At 61.4% G+C, this 20,347-nt stretch carries 18 protein-coding genes and 2 tRNA genes; 15 read left to right on the forward strand and 5 right to left on the reverse strand.

The window, feature by feature from the left end:
• Window positions 1-67 precede the first annotated feature (67 nt).
• The gene (locus tag ACWHXT_RS03050; protein WP_447957194.1) at window positions 68-301 is read right to left on the reverse strand and encodes a hypothetical protein; all 234 of its coding nucleotides are present in this window, start codon (window positions 299-301) and stop codon (window positions 68-70) included.
• A gap of 112 nt (window positions 302-413) precedes the next feature.
• On the opposite strand from ACWHXT_RS03050, the gene ACWHXT_RS03055 reads away from it, so the two are divergent.
• The 6 genes from ACWHXT_RS03055 to ACWHXT_RS03080 all read left to right on the forward strand — a co-directional run bounded on the left by ACWHXT_RS03055 (window position 414) and on the right by ACWHXT_RS03080 (window position 5,402).
• The gene (locus ACWHXT_RS03055; RefSeq protein WP_447957195.1) at window positions 414-2,204 is read left to right on the forward strand and encodes a DEAD/DEAH box helicase; all 1,791 of its coding nucleotides are present in this window, start codon (window positions 414-416) and stop codon (window positions 2,202-2,204) included.
• A gap of 188 nt (window positions 2,205-2,392) precedes the next feature.
• Complete coding sequence (locus ACWHXT_RS03060) at window positions 2,393-3,262, forward strand: segregation and condensation protein A (RefSeq protein ID WP_447929113.1); 870 nt, start codon at window positions 2,393-2,395, stop codon at window positions 3,260-3,262.
• The gene (gene scpB, locus ACWHXT_RS03065; RefSeq protein WP_447928019.1) at window positions 3,259-4,146 is read left to right on the forward strand and encodes an SMC-Scp complex subunit ScpB; all 888 of its coding nucleotides are present in this window, start codon (window positions 3,259-3,261) and stop codon (window positions 4,144-4,146) included. The genes ACWHXT_RS03060 and scpB overlap by 4 nt, the downstream gene beginning before the upstream one ends.
• Entirely contained in the window at window positions 4,133-5,008 is an 876-nt protein-coding gene (gene rluB / locus ACWHXT_RS03070) for a 23S rRNA pseudouridine(2605) synthase RluB (protein WP_447928020.1), read from the forward strand. The genes scpB and rluB overlap by 14 nt, the downstream gene beginning before the upstream one ends.
• Window positions 5,009-5,133: 125 nt before the next feature.
• Window positions 5,134-5,209, forward strand: a tRNA-Lys gene (locus ACWHXT_RS03075).
• Window positions 5,210-5,326: 117 nt separating this feature from the next.
• A tRNA-Lys gene (locus ACWHXT_RS03080) sits at window positions 5,327-5,402 on the forward strand.
• 71 nt (window positions 5,403-5,473) lie between these two features.
• Here the strand turns inward: ACWHXT_RS03080 and ACWHXT_RS03085 are convergent.
• Window positions 5,474-6,934 carry a M48 family metalloprotease gene (locus ACWHXT_RS03085; RefSeq protein WP_447957196.1) on the reverse strand — a complete coding sequence of 487 codons (1,461 nt, stop codon included), beginning with the start codon at window positions 6,932-6,934 and terminating at the stop codon, window positions 5,474-5,476.
• A 160-nt stretch (window positions 6,935-7,094) separates the two neighbouring features.
• On the opposite strand from ACWHXT_RS03085, the gene ACWHXT_RS03090 reads away from it, so the two are divergent.
• Window positions 7,095-7,379, forward strand: a complete 285-nt coding sequence (locus tag ACWHXT_RS03090; RefSeq protein ID WP_447527803.1) for a sulfurtransferase TusA family protein — start codon at window positions 7,095-7,097, stop codon at window positions 7,377-7,379.
• On the forward strand, window positions 7,376-8,488 hold the full coding sequence (locus tag ACWHXT_RS03095; protein ID WP_447928023.1) for an AI-2E family transporter: 1,113 nt from the start codon (window positions 7,376-7,378) through the stop codon (window positions 8,486-8,488). Before ACWHXT_RS03090 ends, ACWHXT_RS03095 begins: the two co-directional genes overlap by 4 nt.
• A gap of 63 nt (window positions 8,489-8,551) precedes the next feature.
• Here ACWHXT_RS03095 and ACWHXT_RS03100 read toward each other — a convergent pair whose 3' ends face one another.
• Entirely contained in the window at window positions 8,552-9,031 is a 480-nt protein-coding gene (locus ACWHXT_RS03100; protein WP_447928024.1) for a peroxiredoxin, read from the reverse strand.
• 256 nt (window positions 9,032-9,287) lie between these two features.
• On the opposite strand from ACWHXT_RS03100, the gene dapA reads away from it, so the two are divergent.
• From dapA to purC, 3 genes are all read left to right on the forward strand, one after another.
• Window positions 9,288-10,172 (forward strand): 4-hydroxy-tetrahydrodipicolinate synthase, encoded by an 885-nt coding sequence (gene dapA / locus ACWHXT_RS03105; protein ID WP_447957197.1) that lies wholly within the window; start codon window positions 9,288-9,290, stop codon window positions 10,170-10,172.
• 62 nt (window positions 10,173-10,234) lie between these two features.
• Window positions 10,235-11,215, forward strand: coding sequence for a lipoprotein, NlpB (locus ACWHXT_RS03110; protein ID WP_447957198.1), 981 nt, complete (start codon window positions 10,235-10,237; stop codon window positions 11,213-11,215).
• Between the two features lie 27 nt (window positions 11,216-11,242).
• A complete protein-coding gene (gene purC / locus ACWHXT_RS03115) occupies window positions 11,243-11,959 on the forward strand; it encodes a phosphoribosylaminoimidazolesuccinocarboxamide synthase (RefSeq protein WP_447928027.1) in 717 nt (238 codons plus the stop codon).
• 29 nt (window positions 11,960-11,988) lie between these two features.
• Here the strand turns inward: purC and tsaA are convergent, their stop codons facing one another.
• The gene (tsaA, locus tag ACWHXT_RS03120) at window positions 11,989-12,702 is read right to left on the reverse strand and encodes a tRNA (N6-threonylcarbamoyladenosine(37)-N6)-methyltransferase TrmO (protein WP_447957199.1); all 714 of its coding nucleotides are present in this window, start codon (window positions 12,700-12,702) and stop codon (window positions 11,989-11,991) included.
• Window positions 12,703-12,822: 120 nt separating this feature from the next.
• Between tsaA and ACWHXT_RS03125 the strand changes: the two genes are divergently transcribed.
• Window positions 12,823-13,335 carry an N-acetyltransferase family protein gene (locus ACWHXT_RS03125; protein WP_447527810.1) on the forward strand — a complete coding sequence of 171 codons (513 nt, stop codon included), beginning with the start codon at window positions 12,823-12,825 and terminating at the stop codon, window positions 13,333-13,335.
• 17 nt (window positions 13,336-13,352) lie between these two features.
• On the opposite strand, the gene nadC is transcribed toward ACWHXT_RS03125, so the two are convergent.
• Window positions 13,353-14,207: a carboxylating nicotinate-nucleotide diphosphorylase gene (gene nadC / locus ACWHXT_RS03130; RefSeq protein ID WP_447957200.1), complete on the reverse strand. Its 855-nt coding sequence runs from the start codon at window positions 14,205-14,207 to the stop codon at window positions 13,353-13,355.
• 77 nt (window positions 14,208-14,284) lie between these two features.
• On the opposite strand from nadC, the gene ampD reads away from it, so the two are divergent.
• From ampD to aceF, 3 genes are all read left to right on the forward strand, one after another.
• On the forward strand, window positions 14,285-14,869 hold the full coding sequence (gene ampD / locus ACWHXT_RS03135; RefSeq protein ID WP_447957201.1) for a 1,6-anhydro-N-acetylmuramyl-L-alanine amidase AmpD: 585 nt from the start codon (window positions 14,285-14,287) through the stop codon (window positions 14,867-14,869).
• A 404-nt stretch (window positions 14,870-15,273) separates the two neighbouring features.
• Window positions 15,274-17,946 (forward strand): pyruvate dehydrogenase (acetyl-transferring), homodimeric type, encoded by a 2,673-nt coding sequence (gene aceE, locus ACWHXT_RS03140; RefSeq protein WP_447928031.1) that lies wholly within the window; start codon window positions 15,274-15,276, stop codon window positions 17,944-17,946.
• A gap of 57 nt (window positions 17,947-18,003) precedes the next feature.
• The gene (gene aceF / locus ACWHXT_RS03145) at window positions 18,004-20,148 is read left to right on the forward strand and encodes a pyruvate dehydrogenase complex dihydrolipoyllysine-residue acetyltransferase (protein ID WP_447957202.1); all 2,145 of its coding nucleotides are present in this window, start codon (window positions 18,004-18,006) and stop codon (window positions 20,146-20,148) included.
• Window positions 20,149-20,347: the final 199 nt, after the last annotated feature.

Here is a 20,347-nt window from a genome sequence, read left to right on the forward strand (position 1 = left end):
ACAGGATGCGTTCCTGTCACCGCTTTGTCGTGGCGGTTCATAATAGCGGTCAACCTGTTGCACTCATCTATTCAAGCGGCCGGGATGGGGCGTGTTGGCGCCGGTCGACAGCCGCAATGCCCAGCTCGTCTTCGAGATGACTCAGGCTCTTTTGATAGCGTTCGACCATCGCTTCGTAGCGGCCAAAGTCGTGACCGCAGTCCATACAGTAAACGTGGACCGTGTTGCGGCGGGTGGCGGGCAAGCGTTTCAACCGGCTACCGCAGGAGGGGCAATCGGCGCTAAAGTGGTTGGTAGACATGGCATACTCCTTCATGACGTCTTACATCCGCAAGAAATTAAAAAATGTTATCCCTGTCTCCCTGATGGTGTGATTCACATCCTGGCCAAAAGTTCAATAGCAGGCTAACTAATTGGTTGAAAACGCGGCATCGACCCTTCCTACACTGCGTGGTTATCAGCGCCAGGCGGTAGAGCGGGTCATCGAACATTTTCGCGGGACAAGCGATCCGGGCGTGGTGGTGCTGCCCACCGGCAGCGGTAAATCCCTGGTGATTGCCGAACTTGCAAGGCTTGCCCGGGGGCGGGTGCTGGTGCTCGCCCACGTGCGCGAGCTGGTCGAACAAAATCACGCCAAGTACCAGGCCTACGGGCTCGAGGCGGATATCTTCAGCGCGGGGCTTTCGCGCAAAGAGGCGAGCCGCCAGGTGGTGTTTGGCTCGGTGCAGTCGGTGGTGCGCAACCTCGAATCCTTCGTTGATGAAAACTTCACGCTGCTGGTGATCGACGAGTGCCACCGGGTCTCGCTGGAGAAGGAGTCGAGCTACCGTCAGGTGATCGACCATCTTCAGCGCCAGAACCCAAACCTCAAGATTCTAGGCTTGACCGCCACGCCCTACCGGCTGGGTCAGGGGTTTATCTACCATCGCCACTACCACGGCATGGTGCGCGGCAGTGAGGCGTGCTTTTTCACCGACTGCGTGTTCGAGCAGCCGCTTCGCCTAATGGTCAAACAGCATTACCTGACCCCGCCGGAGCGCCTGGATATGGCCGTTGCGGGTTATGACTTCTCGGCGCTCGCGCCGGCGCAAAACGGCCTGTTTCCCGAAAAAGCGCTCAACGAGGTGGTGGCGGGCAGTCGGGCGACGCCGGGGATCGTGGCTCAGATCGTCGAGCGCGCCGAGACGCGCCAGGGCGTGATGATTTTCGCCGCCACCGTTGCCCACGCCGAGGAGGTCGCAAGTTACCTTCCGGCACAGCAGGCTGCACTGATCACCGGCGCCACCCCGGCCCAGGAGCGCGAGCGGCTGATCGCGGCGTTCAAGGCGCGCGCGCTCAAGTACCTGGTCAATGTCTCGGTGCTGACCACCGGTTTCGACGCCCCTCACGTCGATGTGATCGCGATTTTGCGGCCTACCGAGTCGGTGAGTCTTTATCAGCAGATCGTCGGGCGGGGGCTTCGCCTTTCACCGGGCAAGGAGGATTGCCTGGTGCTCGACTACGCCGGCAACCCCTGGAACCTGTACGCCCCGGAGGTCGGTGAGCCCAAACCCGATAGCGACAGCGAGCCGGTGCAGGTGATTTGCCCGGCCTGTGAGCACGCCAATCTCTTTTGGGGCAAGCGCGACGGCGAGCTGGTCATCGAGCACTTTGGACGACGCTGCCAGGGGCTCATCGAGGACGACCAGGGCCGACGCCAACAGTGCGATTTTCGCTTTCGCTTCAAGGTGTGCGAGCAGTGCGGCGCCGAGAACGACATTGCCGCCAGGCGCTGCAATGGCTGCCAGACGCTGCTGGTCGACGCCGACGACAAACTCAAGGATGCGCTGAAGCTCAAGGATGCCAAGGTGCTAAGAGTCAGCGGCATGCAGGTCGAGGCGACCACCAACGGCCGGGGGCTGCCGCGCTTGAAGGTCACCTACCATGATGAGGACGGGGCGAGTTTGAGCGAGTGGTTCGCACTCGAAACCGCCGGGCAGCGCTACGCTTTTTACCAGCGCTTTCTGCGCGAGCATCTGCGCGCGCCGGGCATCGAGTGGAAACCCACCACCGCCGAGGAGGTCGCGGGCGATGCCTCTCGGCTGCGCCGCCCGGATTTCGTGGTGGGGCGCAAGGTGGGCCGCCACTGGCAGATTCGTGAGAAGCTGTTCGACTATCAGGGGCGCTTTCGCAAGGCCGCCGACGCCGGTGGCGATGCCCCTTAGCCCGCGCGCTGTTACACTGTGCGCATGTCCATGAATCTCTCCATGCAACCGTCCCTACGACTATCCATGCAACCGTCTATACGACTATCCATGCGATCGCCCCTCTACCCGGCAGGCCTACTCGCGTGAGCGAAACGCTAGAGCCCGGCAGCGAGCATTCTGCTGAAGAGTCTCCCGTCGATGAACCGATGGTGGAGGCGCTTGGTCGGCTCTTCGACGAGCCGATCACCCGGATGCCCGAGGATCTCTATATTCCCCCCGAGGCGCTCAAGGTGTTTCTCGAGGCCTTCGAGGGGCCGCTTGATCTGCTGCTCTATCTTATCCGCCGCCAGAATCTGGATATTCTGACCGTCAACGTGGCGACCATTACTCACCAGTACATCGAGTACGTGGAGCTGATGAAGGCGATGCAGATCGAGCTTGCCGGAGAGTATCTGTTGATGGCCGCCATGCTTGCCGAGATCAAGTCGCGTACGCTGCTGCCGCGCCCGCCCAAGGAGGAGGGCGAGGAAGAGGAGGACCCGCGCGCCGAGCTGATCCGTCGCCTACAGGAGTACGAGCGGCTCAAGGAGGCCGCCGAAACCCTCGATACCCTGCCCCGGGTGGGCCGCGACTGGTTCAGCGTGCAGGCGGGGCTGCCGCCGATCGAAACCCGGGTCATTCACCCGGACGTCGAACTCGACGAGCTGTTGGGCGCGCTCACTCATATTCTGAAACGCGCGGAGCTGACCCAAAGCCACCAGATCGGCCGCGAGGTGCTCTCCACCCGCGAGCGCATGCTGAAAATCATGGAAATTCTGGGAGAGGACGCCGCGCAAGGGCGCTATACGCCTTTCGAGGCGTTGTTCACTCTGGAGGAGGGGCGCGGCGGCGTGGTGGTCACCTTCATGGCGATTCTGGAGCTTGCCAAGGAGGCCATGATCGATATCGTGCAGAACGCGCCACTTTCGCCCATTCACGTTCGCGCCCGCCAGGCGGCGCTGACCGACGCGCAGGAAAATACCGCCTTCGAGCCAGGCGATGACGCCCAAGACGCTTTTGAAGAGGATCCATCGTGACCACCACCACCCTCGACGAAATCATCGAAGCGGGGCTTTTGGCGGCCGGCGAGCCGCTGTCCGTCGAGCGCCTCGAAACGCTCTTTATGGAAGGTGAAAGCCCGGGCCCCCGGGCGCTACGCGAGGCGCTCGGCCGCCTGGGTGAGCGCCACGAAGCCGGCGCCCTGGAGCTGGTCGAAACCGCCTCGGGCTTTCAGCTGCGCATTCGCCCGCGGCTTTCCCGGTGGGTGTCCAGGCTTTGGGATGAACGCCCCCAGCGATACTCCCGAGCGCTTTTAGAGACGCTGGCGCTGATCGCCTACCGCCAGCCGGTCACCCGCGGCGATATCGAAGAGGTGCGCGGGGTGAGCGTGTCGAGCTCGATCATGCGCACGCTCATGGAGCGCGGCTGGATCCGCGTGGTCGGCCACCGCGACGTGCCGGGCCGCCCGGCGGTCTACGCCACCACCCGCAGCTTTCTCGACGACTTCGGTTTGAAGACCCTGGACGCGCTGCCGCCGATGCACGCCCTGGTCCATCAGGAAGAAGCCCGGCAGGAAGAGGCCCAGCAGGAAGAGCTTGCCATCGGCGATGACGCCAGCGCCCCGGCCGAGCAGGAAAACGCACCGCTGGATTCGAGCGAACCGGATAGCGAAAAGCCTGCGCCAGAAAAAACGTCCGAGTCTCTGGACGAGGCGCCGGAAACCGTGCAGGATGCGCCACCCAGTACGGGTGAGAGCGCTCAGGATACGAGCGCTCTCACCCCACACCACGCCGAGACGGCGTTAACCCCGCCGCTTAGCTTCGCCGATTTAGAGGCACGGCTAGCGGCGCGTGCGGCACAAAAGCGTGACGAGCCCACGACGACAGAGAAAAAGAGGTCCGACGACCATGAGCCAGAATAACCAAACCCCACCCCCCGGCAGCGAAAAGCTGCAAAAAGTGCTGGCCCGCGCAGGCTTTGGCTCGCGCCGGGAAATGGAAAACGTGATCAGTGACGGCCGCGTCAAGGTCAACGGCCACGTTGCCAAGCTTGGCGACCGGGTCGAAGAGCGCGATAAGGTCAGCCTCGACGACCGCCCGGTCTCGCTGCGCCCCGAATCCGAAGTGCCCCGGCGCGTTTTGATGTACAACAAGCCCGAAGGCGAGCTTTGCACGCGCAAGGACCCGGAAGGTCGACGTACGGTCTTCGAGCGCCTGCCGCGGCTCAAGGGCGAGCGCTGGATCGCGATTGGCCGGCTGGATATCAACACCAGCGGGCTTTTGCTGTTCACCACCGACGGCGAGCTTGCCAACCGCTTGATGCACCCCTCGACCCAGGTCGAGCGTGAGTACGCGGTACGCGTGATGGGCGAGGTCAAGCAAGAGAACATCAAGGCAATGGTCGACGGCGTGATGCTCGAAGACGGCCCGGCGCGCTTTACCGACGTGCAGGAGTTCGGCGGCGAAGGCATCAACACCTGGTTTCACGTGGTGATCATGGAAGGCCGTAACCGCGAGGTGCGTCGTCTGTGGGAGTCCCAGAGCCTGACCGTGAGCCGTTTGAAGCGCGTGCGCTACGGCAATATCTTTTTGGACAAGCGCGCCAAGGCCGGCGAGTGGATCGAACTCAACCAGGACGAAATCGACGACCTGGCAACGCTTGCCCAGCTCGAAGCGCGCAAGGTACCCGAGCTCACCCCGGACGAGAAAAACCGCTGGAGCCGCGACAAGCACAAGCGCCGCCCGGTGCAGGCGATGCGTAAGCCCAAGCCCAAGCGTGGCTAAGGCCGGCGCATATGGGTTGGCTCCTGTTGGGTCAATAGAGTGCAAGTGGCGATTAATGATCGGTAAAGTGTAAAAAGTACTTGCGAAAGCGTCGGGGTATCCGTACTATATGCATCCGTTCGAGGGGGTCGTTAGCTCAGTTGGTAGAGCAGTTGACTTTTAATCAATTGGTCGCAGGTTCGAATCCTGCACGACCCACCACCGGCGCAAAGGCATTTATTCTGCGCTGGCCCTTTTGAAAGTATCAGTACTTTTAAAAGTCTCAATAGAAGTATCGAACGCCTTGCCCTATAGCGCACATCGTGCCTTTGGCAGTTTGGGTCGTTAGCTCAGTTGGTAGAGCAGTTGACTTTTAATCAATTGGTCGCAGGTTCGAATCCTGCACGACCCACCAAATTCAGCGCCCCTGGCAGTTATCTGCCAGGGGCGTTTTGTTGTGTGCCCGTTCGCCGGGCCGGCAGTGGGTTAGTTGAACGACGAGAGCGCCTCACGGTACTCCAAAAAGGCTTCCCGACGCTGATCGATCAACGCCACCAAAGAAGGCTCGTTTTCCTGCTGGGCCACGTTTTTGGCAATCGCGAGTTGCTGAATGCCCCGGTCCACCCGGCCGGTCAGCTGAAGATACTCGGCCTGGGCCAGGTGCCCCCAGCCATTATGGCCGCTACGCCCGGCGGCGGTGCTCAAAAGGTTGAAGCCCTGCGGATTTTCCGGATAGCGCTCGGTCACGCGCCTAAGCAGCGAAAACGCCGCCTGGGGGTCGCGCTGAAGCTGCGCCTCGGCAAGCAGCAATTGGATGGGCAGGTAGTTGGGCATAAAGCGCAGCCAGCGCTCGCTACGCGTGATCGCCTCGTCGATGCGGTTGGCCTGTAAGGCCACCTCGGCGGCGGAGGCGGGGATCATGGCGTAGTCCGGATACTCGGCGGCGAGCTGATCGAGGCGCTGCAGGGCGGTGTCCACCTGGCCGCGGCGGGCGTCGATCAACGCCGCCAGGTAGCGCTGCGCGGGCTCCTCGGCACCGCCTTGTTCAAGGCGCGTGGTCGCCTGGCTTGGGGTATTGGCGTAAATGCTCAAAAGCGCCCGGGCGCGCATCATGTCGTAGAGGGTGTCGCTTTGGTAGCTGTCGGCCACGGTGAGCTGGGCCACCCGGGCCTGGGCGTCGCTCAGGCGGCTGTCCGATACCGGGTGGGTCAGCAAAAACTCCGGCGGTGTGCCGCCTTGCAGGCGCGCCATGCGCTGCATGGAGGAGAACATGCGCACCATCGCTTCCGGTTCATAACCGGCGTCGGCCATGGCCTGTAGACCGATTCGGTCCGCCTCTTGCTCGAAGCGCCGCGAGTAGGAGAGCTGGTCCTGAATCACCGCGGCCTGGGAACCCATGGCCGCGGCGATACCCGCATCGCCGCCGCCGCTAGCGGCGATCAGAATGCCGGCCAGCATTCCTGCCATGGCGGGTAGCTGGGTTTGCCCCGCGCGTTCGGAGCCGCGGGCGTAGTGGCGCTGAGACAGGTGGCCAAGCTCGTGGGCAAGTACCGAGACGAAAGCGCCTTCATCGTCGGCAAAGGCAAATAGCCCCGAATTGATTCCCACCACGCCACCGGGTACCGCAAAGGCGTTGAGCGCGCGGTGATCCACCATCACCGTAGTGGTGTTCAAAGTGCCCAACTGGCTATAAGGCGCAAGCCGGGCCACCAGGCTCTCCAGATAGTCGTTGACGATCGGATCCTGCCACTGCGGCGCCTGGGCGCGAAACTGCCTGAGCCAGGCGCGGCCAAGGCGAAACTCTTCCTGGCTGACCGAGGGCGCGGCCCCGCCAAGGCTTGGCAGTTGGCTGTTGTCGAAGGCTCGGCCTTGCGAGGGCAAAAGAACGCTTGCCAGTACCAGCGTAAACGCCAGGGCCCAGCGTGGCAGAAAACGAACGTGCGGCATGGCATCCTCTTCTAGTAAGACCTGCTCGGAAAAGCGGGGACGTGGATGTGACATTGATTCGAGCGGGGAAGTGCCGTTAAATCAAACGCAATCGAAGCTTAGTGATAACCAGGTTTATGCCACAATGCCAGCTTTGCCCAGGCATTTTAAGGGAGCCGCCATGGCCAGTGATGACGAGTTGGATCAAAACACGCCCGAAGCCCCCGCGCCGGACGCGTTCGTGGACGCCTGTGGCCTGGCCTGCCCGCTGCCGCTTTTGAAAGCAAAGCAGGGGCTGGCGGCGCTCGAAAGCGGCCAGCTTCTGGAAATCGTCGCAAGCGATCAGGGGTCATGGCGGGATATCACCTCGTTCACCGAGCAGAGCGCTCACCGGCTTATCAAGCGCGAACAGCGCGACGATAAGTACCATTTTTGGATACGCAAAGCAGAGAGTTCGCCTATATGACCATGCGCAACATCCTGAAAAGCTGGGTGGAACGCTACTTCTCGGACGAAGAAGCCCTGGTGCTTCTGTTGGTGCTGATCGCCGGGTTTGCCGCCATTATCTGGTTTGGCCGTATGCTGGCGCCGTTTTTCACCGCGCTGGTGCTGGCCTTTTTGCTGCAGGGCGTGGTGAACGTTTTCACCCGCCGCGGCGTGCCGCACCTGTTGGCCGTCATCATCGTCTTTTTGGCGTTTATCGGCGTGCTGCTGACCCTGGCCTTCATTTTGATGCCGTTGATCTGGAATCAATTGGTGGGGCTCGTGCAGGAGTCGCCGCGCATGTTCGCCAGCAGCCAGGCGTGGCTCGACGATCTTCAGGCGCGCTACCCCAACCTGATCACCCCGGACCAGATGCAGAGCTGGGTGGGCGTGGCCAGCCGCGAGATCAGCCAGCTTGGCCAGCGGGCGCTGACGCTGTCGCTGGCCTCATTGGGTAACGTGATGTCGATCATCATCTACCTGGTGCTGGTGCCGATTCTGGTGCTCTTCATGCTCAAGGATCGCGACAAGCTGGTGGGCTTCATTCTTTCGTTATTGCCGCAAAAGCGTACGCTTTTGACGCGCATCTGGCGGGAAATGGATGTCCAGATCGCCAACTATATTCGCGGTAAATCCATCGAGATCATCATCGTGGGCACGGTGGCGTTTTTCACCTTCACGCTGTTTGGCCTGCCTTATACCGCGCTTTTATCGGTGCTGGTCGGCTTTTCGGTGCTGGTGCCGTTTATCGGCGCCGCCGTGGTCACGCTGCCGGTAGCCGCGGTGGCGGGCTTTCAGTTCGGTATCGGCGAGCAGTTCGCCTACGTGCTGCTCGCCTACGCCATCATTCAGGCGCTGGATGGCAACGTGCTTTCGCCGATTCTGTTCTCGGAAACCAACAACATCCACCCGGTGTCGATCATCGTCGCCGTGCTGTTCTTTGGCGGTATCTGGGGCTTTTGGGGTATCTTCTTCGCGATCCCCCTGGCCACGCTTTTAAAAGCGCTGGTTTATGCCTGGCCCAGGCGCGTCAATACCCGGCAGGCGCCCGAGGAGCCTGGCATCATGGTGACGGACGAAAGCAGGCTATAGCCCGGAAGCCGCGCTAAAAAGCCACATCAAGCGCCCGCCAGAGTCTCTGGCGGGCGCTTTGGGTTAAGCGCTTTGCGGGTCGAGGGCCTGGGCCTCGGCCAGCACCTCTTCGACGTGGCCGGGTACCTTGACACCGCGCCACTCCTTGGCCAGTACGCCGTCTTTATCGATCAAGAAGGTGCTGCGCTCGATCCCCAAGTGCTCCTTGCCGTACATCTTTTTTAGCTTGACGACGTCGAAAAGCGAACACACCGTTTCGTCCTTATCGGAGATCAGCTCGAAGTTGAACGCCTGCTTGGCCTTGAAGTTCTCCTGGGCGCGAATGCCGTCTCGGGAGACGCCGATCACCACCGTGTTGGCCGCTGCGAACGCCTCCTTGTGGTCACGAAAATCGCCGCCTTCGGTGGTACAGCCGGGGGTGCTCGCCTTGGGGTAGAAGTAAATGACCACCTGCTGGCCCTTGTAATCCGAGAGCGTTACGGTGGTGTCACTGGTCGCCGGGGCGCTGAAATCGGGAACGGGTTTGCCTACTTCTACGGCCATTGAAAAGCTCCTGTTACGAGGGGTGTCGCTCGATTACACGCAACTGGGCTCTCTGTGTCAAAGTCGGCGGGAGCACCTCTTGCCCGGTCAGGTGAAAACTTGGCGCGCTTTACGCTGTACAGGTTCGAGTGCGCTGAGTACCATTTGGCTCTTGAATGTGCCTGTCGGCGGCAAGAAGAGGGCGTTTTAGAGCGCTTCGAGGCGGGCCGATCGTTTAATATGACGTATTTACACTTACCTGGTGAGGAATAAGCGGATGATCACAGGCAGCATAGTCGCCCTGGCGACGCCAATGAAAGTCAATGGCGATATCGACTGGGAGGCGTTACGTCGTCTGGTGAACTTCCATCTCGAGAACGGCACCGACGCCATCGTCGCCGCGGGCACGACCGGCGAGCCCACCACGATGTCCTTTGCCGAGCATTTCGATGTGATTCGAAGCGTGGTGGAGGAAGTGAACGGGCGCATTCCGGTCATCGCCGGTACCGGTGCCAACGCGACTTCTGAAGCGGTAGAGCTTGCCCGTTATGCAAGCGAGGTAGGCGCGGACTACTGCCTGTCGGTCTGCCCGTACTACAACAAGCCCACCCAGGAAGGCCTGTACCAGCACTTCAAGGCGGTGGCCGAGGGCAGCAAACTGCCGGTCATCATGTACAACGTGCCGGGGCGCACCTGCTCGGATCTTTACAACGAAACCGTGGTGCGTTTGGCCGAAGTGGACAATATCATCGGTTTGAAGGACGCCACCGGGAACCTTGAGCGCGCGGAAGATCTAATTGCACGGCTCAAAGGCAGCGACTTCATGCTCTACTCCGGTGACGACGCGACCGCCTGTGACTTCATGCTGATGGGCGGTCACGGCGATATCTCGGTGACCGCCAACGTCGTCCCCAACGCCATGCACGAGCTTTGCAGCGCGGCGGTCAATGGCGATAGCGAGAAAGCGCACCAGATCAATACGCGTTTGATGCCGCTTCACACGAATCTCGGGATCGAGTCCAACCCGATCCCCGTCAAGTGGTCGCTCAACCGCATGGGCTACATGGACGCGGGCATTCGGCTGCCCTTGACCTGGCTTTCGCAAAAATACCACGCCACTGTTAGTGAAGCGCTGCAGTTGGCTGGCGTCGTCGAAGAGTAACGGCGTCCGACCCCGATGCCCGGCTACGCCGGGCGAGTGAACTGTTGACTTAAGGTGGCTTGATGAGCTCTGTGCTTAAAAGACCCGCGCTGAAATGTATGCCGCTGGCACTGGTTATGGGGGTGGCGCTTTCTGGCTGCGCACGCGATGGCTTCTATGACGATCGCAACCTCGATTACACCGACGTAACCCCGGCCTCACCGCTGGTGCTGCCGGAAAGCCGTAACGCCCAGCGCTACAACGATGCCATGCCGGTCCCCCAGGCATCGCTTCAGGGCAGCCGGGTCGAAAGCGCCGCCGACGTTGCGCCGCCGCCGTCGCTTTCGATCGGCAGTGGCCTGGAGCCCGAATACGTCGAGCGCCGCCAGGTAGGTAGCCGCGCCTGGCTGGTCGTCGCCGCCGATACCGGCGCCGTGTGGCCTCAGCTTGAAGCCTTCGCGCAAAGCCGTGGGCTGGGCATCCAGCAAAGCGATGCCAATCAGGGCGTGATCGTTACCTCCCAGGCCACGCTTGAGCTGCAAAGCGCGCTGCGCGCGGGCAGTAGCGAAGTGCGCTGCGAGCAAAACGGCCAGGCGGCAAGCAGCTGCCTCGACGCTCTGGAAGAGTATCTGGGGGCGCGCAGCGCCACGGCCAGCGCCTCCTCCTGGAACGCGCAGCGTCTTTCCAAAGAGCGCAGCTTGCAAATTCGCCAGCAAGACGGCAACTGGGAAGCGGTCATTCCGCAAGATGCCGAGCGTGTATGGGCCGAGCTCGACCACTACATGACCCAGGATTTCACCGTCGAAAATCGCCGCGAACTGATCGAAAAGTCGCCGGAGAACTACGAATTTCTGGTCAACTACATGACCGCCTCGGAAGAGGGCCGCAACCCGATTCAGGTCGTCTTTAGTAACGACGTTCGCCGTATGACCCAGAACATTCGCCTGGTGCTCGAGCCCCAGGGCAACGAAAGCGTACTTCGCGCCATCAATGCAAGCGATCGCGAATTCAGTGCCAGTGATCAGCGCGAGCTTCTCGAGCGCGTTACCGGCTACTTGCGCTAACGTTTAACTACATTATTCGGAGCCCCCATGGAAAAGCGTGACGAACTCTACGCTGGCAAAGCCAAGTCGGTCTACACCACCGACGACCCGGACCTGCTGGTCCTTAAGTTTCGCGACGACACCAGCGCTTTTGACGGCAAAAAGATGGAGTCGCTGGCGCGCAAGGGGATGGTCAACAACGTCTTCAACGCCTTCATCATGGAGCGTTTGGAAGAGGCCGGGATTGCCACCCATTTCGAAAAGCAGCTCGGTGATACCGAGAGTCTGGTCAAGAAAATGGAGATGATCCCGGTCGAGTGCGTGATCCGCAACGTCGCCGCCGGCGGTCTGGTCAAGCGCCTGGGCATCGAGGAAGGGCAGGCGCTGACGCCGCCCACCTTCGAGCTTTTCTTGAAAAACGACGAGAAAGGCGACCCGATGATCAACGAATCATTAGCGGAGACCTTCGGCTGGGCCACCCCCGAGCAGCTTTTACAGATGAAGAAGCTGACCTACAAGGTCAACCAGGTGCTCAAGCAGCTCTTTCATGAGGGCGGCATGCTGCTGGTGGACTACAAGCTCGAGTTCGGCGTGTTCAAGGGCGAGGTCGTACTCGGCGACGAGTTCTCCCCGGACGGCTGCCGTTTGTGGGATGCCAACACCCGCGAGAAGATGGACAAGGACCGCTTCCGCCAGGGGCTCGGGGGCGTGATCGAGGCCTACGAAGAAGTCGGCCGCCGCTTGGGCATTACCTTTCCGGGCTAAGCGCTAATCTTAATAACTAGTCTTAAGTGCTAGGCGCTGCCGGGTTCGACCGCCACCACCTCCAGGGTGGTGGCGTTGTTTTGGGCGGCGCAAAATTTCACTTCCACATCGCGCAGGCGCAGGCCGTACACGCGCTCGCCGCCGGTGTGGTAGGCGGGGCGCGGGTCCTGGCTGAGCACCTGCTCGATCAGCGCATAAAGCGAGGCTCGGTCCGGGCGGTTTTCCAAAAAGGCCAGCGCTTTGGCGCTGAACGCGACCGCCTTGAGCGTAGGCGCTTGCGGTGCGAAGCCCGCTTGTGCCTCGGGCACCGATTCCGCCCAGGGCAGGTAAGGTTTGATATCCACGACCGGTGTACCGCTGACCAGATCGCACCCTTCCAGTTGCAGACGCACGCCGTTTTTGAGCTCGATGCCCACCAGTTTGACCAGCGAAAGCCCTAGCCGGTTGGGGCGATGGGTGCTGCGGCTGGCGAACACCCCGACCTTTTGATTGCCGCCAAGCCTTGGCGGGCGCACCAGCGGTGTCCAGCGCGTCGGGCTTTGGTGAAAGACGAAACTCAGCCACAGGTGGCTAAAGGTTTCGAGCCCACGCACCGCCAGTGGGTCGTTATAGGGCGCCTGCAGTTCGAGGGTCGCCCTGGCCGCAGGGGCAAGCCCTGGTTGGCGCGGTATGCCGAACTTGTCCGGGTAGTCGCTCGCTATAAGCCCAACGGTCGCGAGTGAAAAGGGCGGGGCGTTGTGCATCGCGTGGCCTTGTGCTGAGATAGGCGCCCCAGTATAAAGCAGCAAGGCGCCTGCGCCGAGCGGCTGGAAAATCCGAGGGGCCTGATATTTCAAACCCCGAACCCTGCGTAGAGGTGGTGCATGACGACAACACGAGAGCCGGCCGCGCGCATTACCTACCGCCAGGCCCTGGGGCGCGACGCCTCGGATCAGGCGGAGGTGTTTTATCACGCGGTGATGCAGGGGGCGGCGAGCCACTACGCGACGAGTGAGCGCGAAGCCTGGGCCAACGCGCTGCCCCGCGAGGCCAGCGCCTGGGCGGCGCGCCACGCTTTTTACACTACCCTGGTGGCGGTGTGCGACGGGCGCTGCGTGGGCTTTTTGGAGCTCGATAGCCAAAACGCGCGCATCGTCACCCTCTACGTTTGGCCTTCGCTTACCGGGCGGGGGATCGGCAGTACGCTGCTGATCCACGCCGAGCGTCTGCTGCTCGAGCAGGGCATCACGCGGGTCGAGATCGAGGCGAGCCTGGTGCTTTATGAGCGCCTCGAGCGCCGCGGTTTTGAAAACCACGGCGAGCAGTGGGTGGAGCGCAGCGGCGAGTGGCTCAAGCGCTACCACATGAGCAAGGCGCTCAAGGCCGTCGAGACCTAACGCCTGACGCTTGGGGGCTAAACGCTAAAGGTTTGGGTGATCCGCATGGAAAGGTCGATCGAGGCGATATCCTGGGTCAGCGCGCCGCTCGAAATCGTGTCGACCCCGGTCTCGGCGATGGCTCTTAGCGTGCTGGCGTCCACCTTGCCCGAGGCCTTTAACACCGCCCGGCCGCCGTTGATTTCTACCGCCACGTGAAGATCCTCGAGCTCGAAGTTATCCAGCATGATGATATCGGCGCCGGCGGCCAGTGCCTGGTCGAGCGCCTCGAAGGTGGCGACTTCGACCTCGACGAGCACATCGCTTGCAAGCTTGCGCGCCTGGGACACGGCGGCCTGAAGACCGCCACAGGCCGTTATGTGGCTCTCCTTGATCAGGAAGGCATCCCAAAGGCCCAGGCGGTGGTTGTGCCCGCCGCCGCAGGTCACCGCGTACTTCTGGGCAATGCGCAGTCCCGGCAGCGTCTTGCGGGTATCGAGCAGCCGGGTCGAGGTGCCCTGTAGAAGGTCAACGTAGGCACGGGTCGTAGTGGCCGTCGCACTCAACGTTTGTAGAAGGTTCAGCGCGGCGCGCTCGCCGGTTAACAGGCTGGCCGCCGGGCCCTCCAGTTCCAAAAAATGGTGCTCCGGCGTAATGGCGTCGCCATCCGCCGCTTCCCAGCGCAGCGTAACGCGGCTGTCCAGGCGGCGAAAAATCTCGTCGACCCAGGCCACGCCGCAAAGCACCGCGTTCTGATGCGCACTGATCCGGGCGGTCGCCCACTGATGCTCGGGAATCAGCTGCGCGGTGATGTCCCCCGCGCCTACGTCCTCCGCCAGCAGGCGGGCGGCGCTTTCGCGGATCTCTTCGGCAAGAGCGTTTTGATAATGCATGGCGGTGTGGTCTCAAGGCGTAGGTATAGCGCAGAGTATAGTGAATTTACTACCCGAACCTAGAGGAGAGTGGTGACGTGGTCCAATCCGGTACCCGGGGCATCTGGGCTGGCGCGCGCCAGGCCAGCTCGCCCAATGCAGACGAGCGCGCGGGCGGTGAAGTGTCGCTTTTGGTGATTCACGCGATCAGCCTGCCGCCTGGCCAGTTTGGCGGCCCGGCGATCGAGGCGCTGTTTACCAATACCCTGGATGCGAAGCGCCACCCGTTTTTTGAAACGATTGCCCACCTTCGCGTTTCTGCGCATCTGTTGATTCGCCGCGACGGCGAGTGCGTGCAGTTTGTCGATACCGACCGGCGCGCCTGGCACGCCGGGCGCTCACGCTGGTTCGACCCGCGCCTTGGGCATTCGCGCGAGGCGCTCAACGAGTTCTCCGTGGGTATCGAGCTCGAGGGCGACGGCGTGAGTCCGTTCACCCGCGCCCAGTACAAAAGCCTGGTCGCGGCGACCCGGTGGCTGATAGCGCGCTATCCGGCGCTCGATGCGTCGCGCATTACCGGTCACGCGCATATTGCCCCGCTTCGTAAAGAGGACCCAGGACCCTGCTTTGACTGGGCCTACTACCATCAATGTCTGAATTCACCGTTATCGCGGCCTGGTTAGGCGAGCAGGGCGCCTGACAAGCCCAACGCATTCATTCGTCGGGAAATAAAACGGTAGTTTGACTACAGTTCGCGCCAGTCGAGGGTTTGGAAATAGCTTCCAAAACCGCTATGTTGCGGTGCAATATACTGTTTTGGATGGAATTTCCATCGCGCTGGAATTGGCAGAATAGCGACTTTGCGGTATCTTCTATATACAAAAGGCTAACCTTTACGGCCCCTATGTAGCTTTCCTACATTTTCGAGCGTTTTCCTGATCGGGTAGCTCGTTGAATGTAGAATAAAAAAACGTTCAAGACACGCAAGCTCGGCTTTTATCGGCCTTGGCGGCTCAACGTCGCAGCCGCCCCATCCCCAAAAGGGTCGCGGGCGTATTGTCATTTATCGTCATTCGGAGAGACCTCTATGAGTCTGGAGACAAGAGAAGATCTCGATCCGGTCGAAACCACGGAGTGGCTGGAATCCCTGGAATCGGTACTGGATCGTGAGGGCGAAGATCGCGCCCGCTACCTGATGACCCGCCTGGCGGATCGCATGCGTCGGGACGGTATGAAGGTGCCCTTCTCGGTGACGACCCCGCACCGTAATACGATTCCGGTTCATCGCGAAGCGCAGATGCCAGGCGACTTGTTCATGGAGCGGCGTATCCGCTCGCTGATTCGCTACAACGCGATCGCCCAGGTCATTCGCAACAACCGGGCCAATCCGGGATTGGGCGGCCACATTGCAAGTTTCATGTCCTCGGCCACGCTTTATGATGTGGGCTTCAACCACTTCTTCCGCGCGGCCAAGGACGATTTCGCCGGCGACCTGGTCTACATCCAGGGCCACGTGGCGCCGGGTATCTACGCGCGTTCCTACCTGGAAGGGCGGCTGTCCGAGGATCAGATGGACAGCTTCCGCCAGGAAGTCGACGGCGACGGTCTTTCGTCCTACCCGCACCCCTGGCTAATGCCGGACTACTGGCAGTTCCCCACGGTTTCCATGGGACTTGGCCCGATCCAGGCCATCTACCAGGCCCACGTGATGAAGTACCTGCATCACCGTGAGCTCAAGGACATGCACGACCGTAAGATCTGGTGCTTCATGGGCGACGGCGAGTGCGACGAGCCGGAATCGCTGGGCGCGATTTCCCTGGCGGGCCGTGAGAACCTCGACAACCTGATCTTTGTCATCAACTGCAACCTGCAGCGCCTCGACGGCCCGGTGCGCGGCAACTCCCGCGTCATGGACGAGCTCGAAGGCGTATTCCGCGGTGCCGACTGGAACGTCATCAAGGTCGTTTGGGGTCGCCATTGGGACTCGCTGTTCGAGAAGGACAGCAAGGGCGTTCTGCAAAAGCGCATGGACGAAGCAGTCGATGGCGAGTACCAGAACTACAAGGCCAACGGTGGCGCCTACACCCGCGAGCACTTCTTCGGCAAATACCCGGAAACCGAAGAGATGGTCAAGGATCTCTCTGACGAAGACATCTGGAAGCTCAACCGCGGCGGTCACGACCCGTTCAAGGTCTACTCGGCCTACCACGAAGCGGTGAATACCCAAAACGGCAAGCCGACGGTCATTCTGGCGCATACCGTCAAGGGCTACGGCATGGGGGCCGGCGACGGCGAAGCGGCCAACGAGGCCCACCAGGTCAAGAGCATGGAGCACGAGGCGCTGAAGAAATTCCGCGACCGCTTCGGCATTCCGCTTTCTGACGAGCAGCTGCAGGAAGTGCCGTACTACAAGCCCGAGGAGGACTCCCCGGAGCTCAAGTACATGCACCTGCAGCGCGAGCGCCTGAACGGCTACCTGCCGAGTCGCCAGAGCGACTTCGAGGCGCTGGAAATCCCCACTCTCGAAGACAAGACCTTCGCCTCGCAGCTCGGCGGTTCGCGCGGGCGTGAAGTGTCGACCACCATGTCCTTCGTGCGTGTGCTCAACGGCCTGGTCAAGGACAAGAAGCTTGGCAAGTACGTCGTGCCGATCATCCCGGACGAGGCGCGTACCTTCGGCATGGAAGGCATGTTCCGCCAGCTGGGTATTTACTCCGCGGCCGGGCAGAAGTACGAGCCGATGGATAAAGGCCAGATCATGTACTACCGCGAGGACCAGAAAGGTCAGGTTCTCGAGGAAGGCATTACCGAGGCGGGTGCGATGTCGGCCTGGATGGCGGCCGCGACCTCCTACAGCAACAACCACGTCACGCTGTTGCCGTTTTACATCTACTACTCGATGTTCGGTTTCCAGCGCATTGGCGATTTGGCCTGGGCGGCAGGCGATTTGCAGGCGCGCGGCTTCATGGTCGGCGGCACCGCCGGGCGGACCACGCTCAACGGCGAAGGCTTGCAACACCAGGATGGCCACAGCCTGATCCAGGCCTCCACCATCCCCAACTGCAGAAGCTATGACCCGACCTATGGCCACGAAATCGCGGTGATCGTTCAGGACGGTCTGAAGCGCATGTTCACCGATAAGGAGAACTGCTTCTACTACCTGACCGTGATGAACGAGAACTACGAGCACCCGGAGCTCGAGGACGTGCCCGCCGACGATATCGTCAAAGGCATGTACCTGCTGCGCGAAACCAAGGGTGACAAGGGCCGCGTCCAGCTGCTCGGTTCCGGCACCATTTTGCGCGAGGTCGAAGCCGCGGCGGAGCTTCTCACCGAGGATTGGCAGGTAGGCGCCGATATCTGGAGCGTCACCAGCTTCAACGAGCTGCGTCGTGAAGCGCTAACCCTTGATCGCGAAGCCTTCCTGAACCCGGAGAGTGAGGCGCAAACGCCCCACGTCACCAAGTGCCTGGCGGGCCGCGAGGGCCCGGCCATCGCCTCGACGGACTACATGAAGCTTTATGCCGATCAGGTCCGCGCCTGGGTGCCGACCGAGTACACCGTGCTGGGTACCGACGGCTTTGGCCGCTCGGACACCCGCGAGAAGCTGAGAAGCTTCTTCGAGGTGGACCGCTACTTCGTGGTGGTCGCCGCCCTGCGGGCGCTGGCCGAGCGTGGCGATATCGAACGTAAGCTGGTGGGCGAGGCGATGAAGAAGTACAACATCGACGCCAACAAGCGTAATCCGCTGACTAGCTAAACCGCAGCCCGGCGGGCAATGCCCGCCGGCTCGATCCGATTTGGAAGGAGCGCGACCTTGAGTAGCGAAATCATCAAAGTTCCCGATATCGGTGGCGATACCGATGTCGAAATCATCGAGATTGCGGTGTCAGAAGGCGACGTCATAGAAGTGGAAGACGCCCTGATAACGCTGGAATCCGACAAGGCCAGCATGGACGTTCCCTCGCCCAAGGGCGGCAAGGTCGTCAAGGTGCTGGTCAAAGAAGGCGACAAGGTCTCCGAAGGCGACGACATCATCGAGCTCGAAGTCGAGGGTGATGACGACGGCGACGGCGAGCAGGCCGAAAGCGACGACCAACAAGGCAGCGAGCAGCCAGAAAGCGCCGCCCAGGACGAAGGCCAGCAGGAGCAAAAAAGCGAGCAGAAAAGCGCTTCCTCCGGCACTGCCAAACAATCCGGCGGTAAGCAGACCGTCGATATCATCGTGCCCGACCTTGGTGGCTCCGAGAACGTCGAAATCATCGAGGTTGCCGTTAGCGAAGGCGATAGCGTCGAGGCCGAAGACGCGCTGATCACGCTCGAGTCCGACAAGGCCTCGATGGACGTGCCGAGCCCGCACACCGGCAAGATCGTCTCTTTCACCGTGAAAGAGGGCGACACCGTCTCGGAAGGCGACGTGATCGGCCAGATCGAAATCGAAGGCGAAGGAGCCGGCGAGGACGAAAGCGATAACGCGGACGACGCGCCGGAGCAAGAGCAAGACGCGGCTTCCGATGCCGACGATACCGAGTCCGATGAAGCCGATGACGACGAGGAAGAGAGCGGCGGCACCGAGCGCAAGGAAATTCGCGTACCGGATCTTTCCGGCGCCTCGGAAGTGCCGGTCATCGAAATCGCCGTGTCCAAGGGCGACGAGGTCAACGAAGAAGACGCGCTGATCACGCTGGAGTCCGACAAGGCCTCGATGGACGTACCGAGCCCCTACAAGGGCAAGCTGGTCGAGGTCAGCGTCAAGGAGGGCGATACCGTCTCGGAAGGCACGGTAATCGCGATCATCGAAGTGGCCTCCTCGGGCGGTGCCAAAAAGGCGAAGAAGCCGACCGGCAAGCCGTCGGATCAGCAGAAGGACGCTGAGAACAGCACCTCGAACCAGGGCTCTGAGAGCAAGAAGTCGGCGTCCAAAAAAACCGCGAGCAAATCCGCCGACAAAGCACCTTCGAAAGGTAAGGGCGAAAGCGCGGGTGGCTCGCCAAGCCCGGAAGCGGCCATGGCGGCGCACAAACCGCGCGACGGCAAGCTGGTCCACGCCGGCCCCGCGGTACGCATGCTCGCCCGTGAGTTCGGCGTCGATCTTGAACTCGTCAAGCCGAGCGGCCCGAAAGAGCGCATCCTGAAAGAGGACGTGCAGGCCTACGTCAAGCAGGCGCTCTCCAACGAGGGCGGTGCGAAGGCCCAGGCTGGCGCGGCCCCTGCCGGCGGCGGCAGCGGCATTCCGCCGATTCCGGAAGTCGACTTCAGCCAGTTCGGCGAAGTGGAAGAGAAGCCGATGGGGCGCCTGCTCAAGATGGGCGCGACCAATCTGCACAGAAGCTGGGTGAACGTGCCCCACGTGACCCAGTTCGACGAGGCGGACATTACCGAGCTCGAGAACTTCCGCAAGTCGATGAAAGCCGAAGCCGAAGCCCAGGGCGCGAAACTCACGCCGCTGCCGTTTTTGGTCAAGGCCTGCGCCTTTGCGCTCAGGAAGTTCCCGCAGTTCAACGTCAGCTTGAAGGGCGACGGCGAAACCCTGGTATGGAAGAAGTACGTCCATATCGGTATCGCCGTGGACACACCCGAAGGCCTGATGGTGCCGGTGCTTCGCGATGCGGACAAGAAATCCTTGATCGACATCGCCAAGGAGATGGCCGAGCTTGGCAAGAAAGCGCAGAGCAAAAAGCTCAAGCGCGACGAGATGACCGGCGGCTGTTTCACCATTTCGAGCCTTGGCTCGATTGGCGGCACGGCGTTCACGCCGATCGTCAACGCTCCGGAAGTCGCGATTTTGGGCGTGTCGAAGTCGCAGATGAAACCGGTCTGGGACGGCGCTGCCTTCCAGCCGCGTTTGATGATGCCGCTGTCGCTCTCTTACGATCACCGTGCGATCAACGGCGCTGACGCTGCGCGCTTCACCGCGTTTTTGGCCGATGTGCTGACCGATATCCGTCGCCTGCTGCTCTAGGCAGCATTGGCGGAAAGTAAGCGGCGCCCATTTTTATGGGCGCCGCTTGCGTTTCATCGACCCCCTTTTGAGGCAAGGCGCCGGGCCAAACGAAAAAAAGCGCTCGTTTGAGGCTTTTGGAGAGTTGTGCCGCCCGAGTGGCCCGGTTATTGTCCTTCTATTCACGTTTACTTTGACCGTTTTATTACTTTGAACGATT

It is taken from the genome of Vreelandella halophytica, assembly GCF_968193635.1.